We start from the raw sequence: 8,027 nt of genomic DNA on the forward strand, positions 1-8,027 counted from the left end.
CACCCTCCTCGTCGTCGGCACCGGTCCCGCCGACCCGTCGTCCGACGACGGACCGTCCCCGACCGCCCGCACCCCGGACGGCGCGGAGAACGTCATCCCGCTCGACGGGCCCGCGCGAGGACGTTGCCGTCTCCCCGGACGGCCGCACCTCCTACATCAACGGCGGTCTCACCATCGTCGACCTCGACAGCGAGCACACCCGTCGGCTGCCGGCGGGGGAACGCCCCCTCGGCTTCGCCGTGCCGTGACTGTGATGTGCGGGGAACTGGCGAGTGGGTAAGGGGAGTTGGGGACTCAGGGACGGATGATCGGCACGGCGGCGGCGTGCCGGAGGGGGAGGAGCGGGGTGCGTTTCACACTCGGCGTACAGGCGGAGACCGGCGACCACGCGAGCGCCACGGACGAGTTGTACGACTGGCTGCGCCAGGATCCCGAACTGCGCGGACTCGTGCGGCGCGACCTGGCGGACAGCGCGCCCGCGGGAGCGATGGGCGGTGCCTGGAGCGAGCTGGTGACCCTGCTGCTCGCCCCCGGCGGGCCCACCGCGGCGGCCGGCGCCGCCCTCGTCGTCTGGCTGCAGAACCGGCGGAGCAATGTGACCGTCACCATCAACCGGCCGGACGGCACCCAGCTGGTGGTCGCCTCCGAAAAGGTCCGGCCGCTGACCGCGGAGGGCACCGGCGAGCTGGCCCAGCGGGTGGCGGGGGCCCTGCGGGAGCCATCGGCTCAGGACGCCGAGCGGGAGCCGTCCGCGCCGGACACGGGCGAGCGCGAACCGTCCGGCGGGGACGGCACGCGGCAGGCCGACGGGGACGGTTCGCGCCGGGCGGACGGAGACGGAACGCACCGGGCCGAGGGGGCGCACTGACCATGCCGTTACGGAGAGGGCCGGATCTGACCGGACCCGGCTGTCACGCGGTGGTGGTCGGCACAGGCCGCCACCCGGGAGACCGGCTGCACGATCTGCCCGCGGCCGTGCCCTCGGCGCAGGCGCTGGCCGAGACGTTGCGCACCCACTGCGGCATGGGCGACCGGGTCCGCGTACTGACGGATCCCGCGTCACCCAGCGAGGTGCTGGAGGCGCTGGCGGAGGCCGCCGACCGAGCGGCTCCCACCGAGGAGCGGCCCGAGAGCGGCATCGTCGTCTTCTGCTTCGTCGGCCACGGTCTACGCGGGCCCGGCGGACGGCTGTATCTCGCGACGGCCGCGACGAAGTCCCTCACGGACACCGCCCACGCGGTGCCCTACGCGGAGATCGAGCGCTACCTCGGCGATGCCGCCGCGGACCCGGTGCTGATCCTCGACTGCTGCTTCGCCGGGAACGCCCGGGAACCCGACCGCGCCCCCGCCCCGGACCCGTTCGGCGCGTCCCGTCCCCAGGGCAGCTACCTGCTTGGCTCGGCCCAGCGCAACACCCTCGCCTACGCCCCCGTGGGCGCCGAGTACACCCTGTTCACCGGCCATCTGCTGAAGCTGCTGCGGGAGGGCGACGCGGGCGCCCCGCGCCTGCTGACGCTCGGTGGGGTCTACCGCCTGCTCGACCAGCGGCTCCAGGGCGAGGCGGCCCGCCCCTACGGCGGCGGCACCGCCCGCATGGCCGAGCTGGTGCTCACCACCAACCGCCGCTACCCCGCGCAGCCCGCCCCGGACGCAACGCCGACGCCGGGCGACGACGCGGACGCCGAGTGCCCGTATCCGGGCCTGCGCCCGTTCCTGCCCGAACAGCACCATCTCTTCTTCGGCCGCGAGGAGATGACGGAGCGGCTGCTGGCCAGGGTCACCGGGACCCGGCCGGGGGAACCGCTGGTGCTCATCGGCAACTCCGGCGTCGGCAAGTCGTCGCTGCTGCGGGCCGGACTGAGCGTGGCGACGCACCGCGCGGGACTGGGACCGGTGTGCCTGGTGCCCGCACCCGGGGCGCGGCCGTTCCGGCGGCTCGCCGAGGCGTGGGCGCAGGCGGTGGGCCGCCCGGTCGGCGAGGTCGTACGCGATCTGGAGCAGGGACGTTTCACCCGCGCGGGATCCGGGGCGCGCGGCGGGCCGGTGCCCGGGGTCCTGGTCGTCGATCAGCTGGAGCAGTACTTCACGCACGGCGCGGCCGAGGCCGAGCGGGGCCGGTTCGCCGCCGCGCTCACCTCGACCGGCGGCCCGCGCGTCGTGCTGGCGCTGCGCGCCGACTACCACGGCGACGTCCTCGGCGACCCGCATCTCGCCCCGTTCGCGGAACGCGACCACTTCGTCGTGCCCGCCCTGAACGACGACGAGATCGAGGCGGCCATCGTCGAGCCCGCCCGCTACGCCGGACTGCGGTGGGAGGCGGGCGTCCCGCGCATCCTGCTGCGCGAGGTGAACGAGGAACGGCGCGGCGGACGCACCGGCGACGCGGCGGCGCTGCCGTATCTGGCGTACGTCCTCCAGGAGATCTGGCTGCGGCGGCGCGACGCGACGCTGACCTACGCCGCGTACCAGCAGGCCGGCGGTATCCGCGACGCGGTCGCCCGCGCCGCCGACCGGATCCACGACGGCCTCGACGAGGACGGCCGGCAGCGGCTGCGCACCCTGATGCTCGCCATGGTGCAGGTCGCCGACGGCGAGGGCCGGCTGGTGCGCCGCAGGGTGCCGCGGGGGGAACTGGCCGACGCGCAGGACCTGCTGCGGCTCCTCGCCGACGCCCATCTCGTCGTGGTGGACGAGGACGGCGGGGCGCAGCTCGGGCACGACTCGCTGCTGCACGCGTGGGAGCGGCTGACCGGCTGGATCGAGGAGGTCCGCGGCGATCTGCTGCGGCTGCGGCGGCTGACGGCCGCGGCGGAGGGCTGGGACGAGGGCGGACGCGGGCCCAGCGGCCTGTGGCGGGGCATCGACCTGCGGGAGGCACGTGAGCTGGCCGCCGGCCGGACCGCCGGGGCGGCGCCCGTACGGCAGGTGGTCCGCGACTTCGTCGCCGCGAGCGACGCCACCGAGCGGCGCCGGCGCCGCGCCGTCCGGGCGTGGGTCTCCGTGCTGTCGGTGCTGACCCTGGTGGCGGCCTCCCTGGCGGGCTGGGCGATCTACGAGAACGGGCAGGCGGCGAGCCGGGAGCGGACGCTGATCGCCCGCGAGCTCGCGGGCCGCGCCGACCGCATCCGCGACCGCGACCCGGGGACGGCGCTGCGCCTCAGCCTGGCCGCGTACCGCACGGCCGAGACCCCGGAGACCCGCTCCAGCCTGTACGCGGCGGCGATCACCCTGACCCCGGTCCACCTCACCCCCGCCGAGCCCCACCGCGAGCCCGTCCTGAACCTCGCCTACCGCCCGGACGGCAAGGCGCTGGCCGCGAGCCACCGGAACGGCCGGGTACAGCTGTGGGACCTGTCCGATCCCGGCCGGCCGGCCGAGGGGGGCCGCTTCCAGGTGAGGGGCAGGCCCGCCCTCGCCCACCACCCCAGCGAGCCGCTGCTGGCCGCGCAGACAGGTACGGAACTGACCCTGTGGAACACCGCGGACCCGGGACGGCCCAAGCGGCTGGCACAGCTGCCGGTCGAGGGGAGCAGGACGACGTTCAGCGTGGCGTTCAGCGGCGACGGCCGGACCCTGGCGTCCGGCGGCGACAAGGGCCGGCTGCGGCTGTGGGACGTCTCCGACCCGGCGCGCCCGGCGCTGCGCGCGCAGCGCACCGTGGCCGAAGCCGAGCTGATCTCCCTGGCGTTCACCCGCGACGGACACCACCTGATCACCGGCAACGGCAACGGGCCGGGCGCGGACGGGCACCCCGCCCAGGTGCGGCTGTGGGACCTGACCGACCCCGGCCGGCCCGTCCTGCGCGACACCGAGCAGACCGCCTCGGTCACGTCCGTCGCCGCCCACCCGCGCCGCGATCTCGTCGTCGCCAACGGCGGCGGCGGGAAGACGGCCTGGTGGAAGGTGGCGGACGGAAGGGAACTGCTGCGGGTGCCCGCCGAGGACTACCTGGACAGCTGGGGCGGCTACGACGGCATGCCGCAGCTCGCCTTCAGCCCGGACGGCAGGTTCCTCGCCGGGGCGGACCGCGAGGACGGCGTACGGCGGCTCAGGGCGACGGCCGAGGCGGCCGAGCTGGCCCAGATCAAGCCGGAACTCAATGTGCTGTCCGCAGGGCAGCCGGTCCAGTCGGTCGCCTACAGCCCCGACAGCCGCTACCTGGCCGCCGGTGAGGTGGGCGGCGAGATCCGGCTGTGGACCGAACGCGTCGGGGCGCCCGCGCTCCCCGGCTACCTGCCCGAGCACGAGGTGGCGGGCACGGGCCCCATCAGCGCCGACGGCAGGCTGCTCATCACCCAGGAGGACGAGCCGGACCTCTCCACGACCACCCGGATCTGGACCATCGGCGACAACGGCTCGCCGAAGCCGCGCTACACCCTCCCGAAGGACTGGGAGGCGAACTGGTTCCTGACCGGCCGGGACGGCGACCCGGTCCTGCTGGCCCACCACTGGGCGGGAGGGCTGGACCACACCCTCCAGCTCTGGCGGTTCGGCGCCGAGGGCCAGCCGCACCGCAGCGCGAGCATCCGGTACACCGCCGACGTTCCGCACATCACCGTCAGCCCCGACGGCCGGCTGCTGGCCGTGGGCTCGGGGGAGGAGCGCGCCATCGCCCTGTGGGACATCAGCGACCCCGCGAAGCCGGTACGCCGGGCCGACATCCCCGCGCAGGCGAAGGGCGGGCTCTTCGACACGGGAAGCCTCTGGTTCGCGGGCCCGCACACCGTCGTGACGGTCGAGAACGGATGGCACCTGCGGTTCTGGGACGTCTCCGACCCCGATCATCCACGCATGGGCGACGTGATCGAGGACGCGGCGCTGCGCCAGGGCGCGATGTACGACGATGTGTCGAAGCTGCTCATCACCGAGGAGAGCGGCGACACGATCCGGCTGTACGACCTCTCCCGGCCGGCGCGTCCGGTCGAGGGAGAGCGGATCCCGGCCGCTCCCGGGAGCTACTTCCCTGCCGGGAAGGACGAACTCGCGACCGCGGCCGCCGACGGCACGATCGAGTTCTGGGACGTGTCCGATCCCCGCAAGCCGAGGAAGAAGCGCGAGACCGTACGCCTTGACCGCGCCATCACGTCCCTCGCCGCCACACCCGACGGCCGTCACGCCATCACCGGCAGCCCCTACCGCATCTGGTCCCTGGGCCGCGACGGCCGCTGGGCGACCCCGGAGCTCGCCACCCTGGAGGGCGCGGAGTCCGTCCGGCTACCCTCGGGCAGGAGCTGGCTGGCGGTCACCACCCAGACCGACGCGCCGGGCCTGGCCAACGAGCGGAACACGTACATCCTCGACTACGACACCGACCGCCTCTACAAGGCCATGTGCCGCTCACAACCCGTCAGTCTGTCGAAGGACCGCTGGAAGGCGCTGTTCCCGCATTTAGAACACCGCGACTCCTGCACCAAAGGGAAGTGAGCGCCCACGCGCCTTCTGGCCGCGCCTGACGCAGGGGCGTCCTGAACGGGCGCCGCCCGGTGAAATCCGCCTCGCGGTCCCGCTACTTCGCGTCGATTTCACGAGGTCACGGCCGGTACCCGCACTGGATTCGAGACGGCTGGTGTGCCGCGACGGCAGGCCGTCCGTTGACCTCCGGTAGCGTGCGGCGCGAACTCGATCCCGGGTGGAGGGGGCCTGATGTGAGCACGTTAGAAGCAGGCGAGGTCCCGCAGCACCTAGCGGCGTCGTACGCCACGAGCTTCGGTGAGGAGGGGAGAGCCTGGATCGCCGGGCTACCGGCTCTCGCGGCGGAAATGCTGGAACGCTGGGAGCTGGAACGGGACGGCACCGCAGGAGCCGGAGAAGCCTCACTGGTGCTGCCGGTGCTGCGCCGCGACGGCACGCCTGCGGTCCTCAAACTCCAGATGCCCAGACAAGAGACCACCGCTGCACTGATCGGCCTGCGTGCTTGGGACGGCAAGTGGATGGTGCGGCTACTCGATCATGACCCTGTGAGCAGCAGCATGCTCCTAGAGCGCCTGGAGGCAGCTCGCACGCTGGCCTCGATCAGCAACGACGACGTGGCAATGAGCACCCTCGCCGAGCTTCACGCGCGGCTGGTCGCAGTCCCCGCGCCGCAGGGACTGCGCAGCCTCGGCGAAATCGCCTCCGAAATGCTGGCACGGGTCCCACAGGCGATCACAAGTCTGTCTGACTCAGCCGACCGCCAACTCCTGCGGAACTGGGCGTCGGCGGTGGCCGAACTGGCCGATGAGCCCGGGGACCGGATGCTGCACTGGGATCTGCACTACGACAACGTTCTCGCCGCACAGCGCGAGCCGTGGATCGCCATCGATCCCGAGCCTCTAGCCGGCGACCCAGGATTCGATCTGTGGCCCGCCCTGGACAGCAAGTGGGACGGCGTCGTCGCGAAGGGCGACACCCTGCGCATTGTGCGGCGTCGCTTCGACCTGCTCACCGATGTCCTCGGCCTGGACCGCGCACGCGCGACCGGCTGGACCCTGGGACGGCTGCTGCAGAACTCACTCTGGGACATCGACGACGGCGAGACCCGGCTCGCCCCGTCCGCCATCGCGATGGCGGAATCGCTGTTCAAACGGTAACCCCGCGCTCAACTGAGCCGAAGCACCGGTAGTTGTCACCGGCACAGCCGGTTGAGCTGATGAACGAGAGACCGGCCGAAGCAGCTCGGCTGTCACCAGTGAGGCACCCGGCTTGTCCCAACCGCCTGATCGGCCCCTTTCGTCACCCGGAAGCGAGCGGGTGAGGCGGACCATGGCGCGGTAGAGGGCAGTGGGTGCGGGCGCGTCAGGCATGGGGGCAGGCGGCTCCGGGGTTGGCGTAGGAGCGGAGCATGTGGGCGACGAGGCGTTGCCAGGCGTCGGGGGCAGCGTCGCCGGCGGCGTTGATGACGCTTCACCTTCCGTCTGAAGAACCGCAGGGCCGGTGCAGGAGGCAGGCAGCACCCGGTGGAGGGGATCCAGGTGACGTGGACGCTGCCGAGCCGGTCTTCCGGGGGGTGACGGCGGACCGGGTCGCGGAAGCGCGGCACGCGAATATGACGTCGCGCGGGTGGGCCAATATCTGTGCCCGCGGGCTGAGATTTCAACGGAACGTGCGGACAGATTCTCTGCCGCAATGAGCAGGGTGGCATTCTTCACCGCACACGAGCCGCTGCGGCGTGCTACTGTCGATCTCAGTTGCAGTTGTGGTTCCCGAAACTTCAAGTGCTGTCCAGTCGGCTGTGCCGCTGGGAGCGCTTTTGTATTTCCGGTCTTTTCCGGGCGGGGTGATCATCGCGGCGACACGGCGTCCGCACGGTGCGGATCCCGTATGCACTGCCCCGAAGGAGAAATGACATGGCTGCTGGTACCGTGAAGTGGTTCAACGCGGAAAAGGGCTTCGGCTTCATCGAGCAGGACGGCGGCGGCCCTGACGTCTTCGCCCACTACTCGAACATCGCCGCCCAGGGCTTCCGCGAGCTGCTCGAAGGCCAGAAGGTGAGCTTCGACATCGCGCAGGGCCAGAAGGGCCCGACGGCCGAGAACATCGTTCCCGCCTGACGCTGACTGTCGCATTACTTGTAGCTGGGGCCCGCATCCCTCGGGGTGCGGGCCCCAGCTACATGCGTTTCCCGCAGTGATTTCGCCTGCGGACGACGGGCAAGAAATCCGTAGGCTTACCGCACACGGACCGCCCTTCAGGGGTGCAGACGCATCCCTTCACCGCTACATCGCAGTGGACGCTCCGGATGGTGAGTCCACATCGCGCCCATTCATTTCAGCGCCTGAGCCTGCACGGCTTTTCCGTCAGCCAGATCCGCTGTCGCATTCTACGGCCCATTCCTGCAATTCTCCGTGCCGCTTATTGCTGCGGGAATTCCTTGATATGTGCCGCATCGAGGAAGGTTCCGCATGAACCGCACACGCACGAACGACCGTTTCGCCCGTACCCGTGACGGCAGTGCCGGCTCCGGAAGGGCCGGCAGCCGATTCGGTTCGCCGGCCCCGCGCCGGTCCGGCGCGCCCAGCCGCTCCAGTGGTCACGGCCGCCGCCCCGCC

Annotated in this window: 4 protein-coding genes and 1 pseudogene; all 5 read left to right on the forward strand. The window is 72.1% G+C overall.

Annotated features, from left to right (window positions below; all coding sequences use genetic code 11):
• A pseudogene (locus tag CCN42_RS43875) lies at positions 1–248 on the forward strand (hypothetical protein); the annotation flags it as partial.
• Positions 249–346: 98 nt separating this feature from the next.
• Positions 347–868, forward strand: a complete 522-nt coding sequence (locus CCN42_RS29980; protein ID WP_086740326.1) for an effector-associated constant component EACC1 — start codon at positions 347–349, stop codon at positions 866–868.
• A 2-nt stretch (positions 869–870) separates the two neighbouring features.
• Complete coding sequence (locus CCN42_RS29985) at positions 871–5,424, forward strand: caspase, EACC1-associated type (protein ID WP_086740328.1); 4,554 nt, start codon at positions 871–873, stop codon at positions 5,422–5,424.
• 221 nt (positions 5,425–5,645) lie between these two features.
• On the forward strand, positions 5,646–6,569 hold the full coding sequence (locus CCN42_RS29990; RefSeq protein WP_086740329.1) for an aminoglycoside phosphotransferase family protein: 924 nt from the start codon (positions 5,646–5,648) through the stop codon (positions 6,567–6,569).
• A gap of 756 nt (positions 6,570–7,325) precedes the next feature.
• The gene (locus CCN42_RS30000) at positions 7,326–7,529 is read left to right on the forward strand and encodes a cold-shock protein (RefSeq protein WP_086736582.1); all 204 of its coding nucleotides are present in this window, start codon (positions 7,326–7,328) and stop codon (positions 7,527–7,529) included.
• The last annotated feature ends 498 nt before the right edge of the window (positions 7,530–8,027 follow it).

Source organism: Streptomyces glaucescens (assembly GCF_002154375.1).
In the GTDB taxonomy this organism is placed as follows: domain Bacteria; phylum Actinomycetota; class Actinomycetes; order Streptomycetales; family Streptomycetaceae; genus Streptomyces; species Streptomyces glaucescens.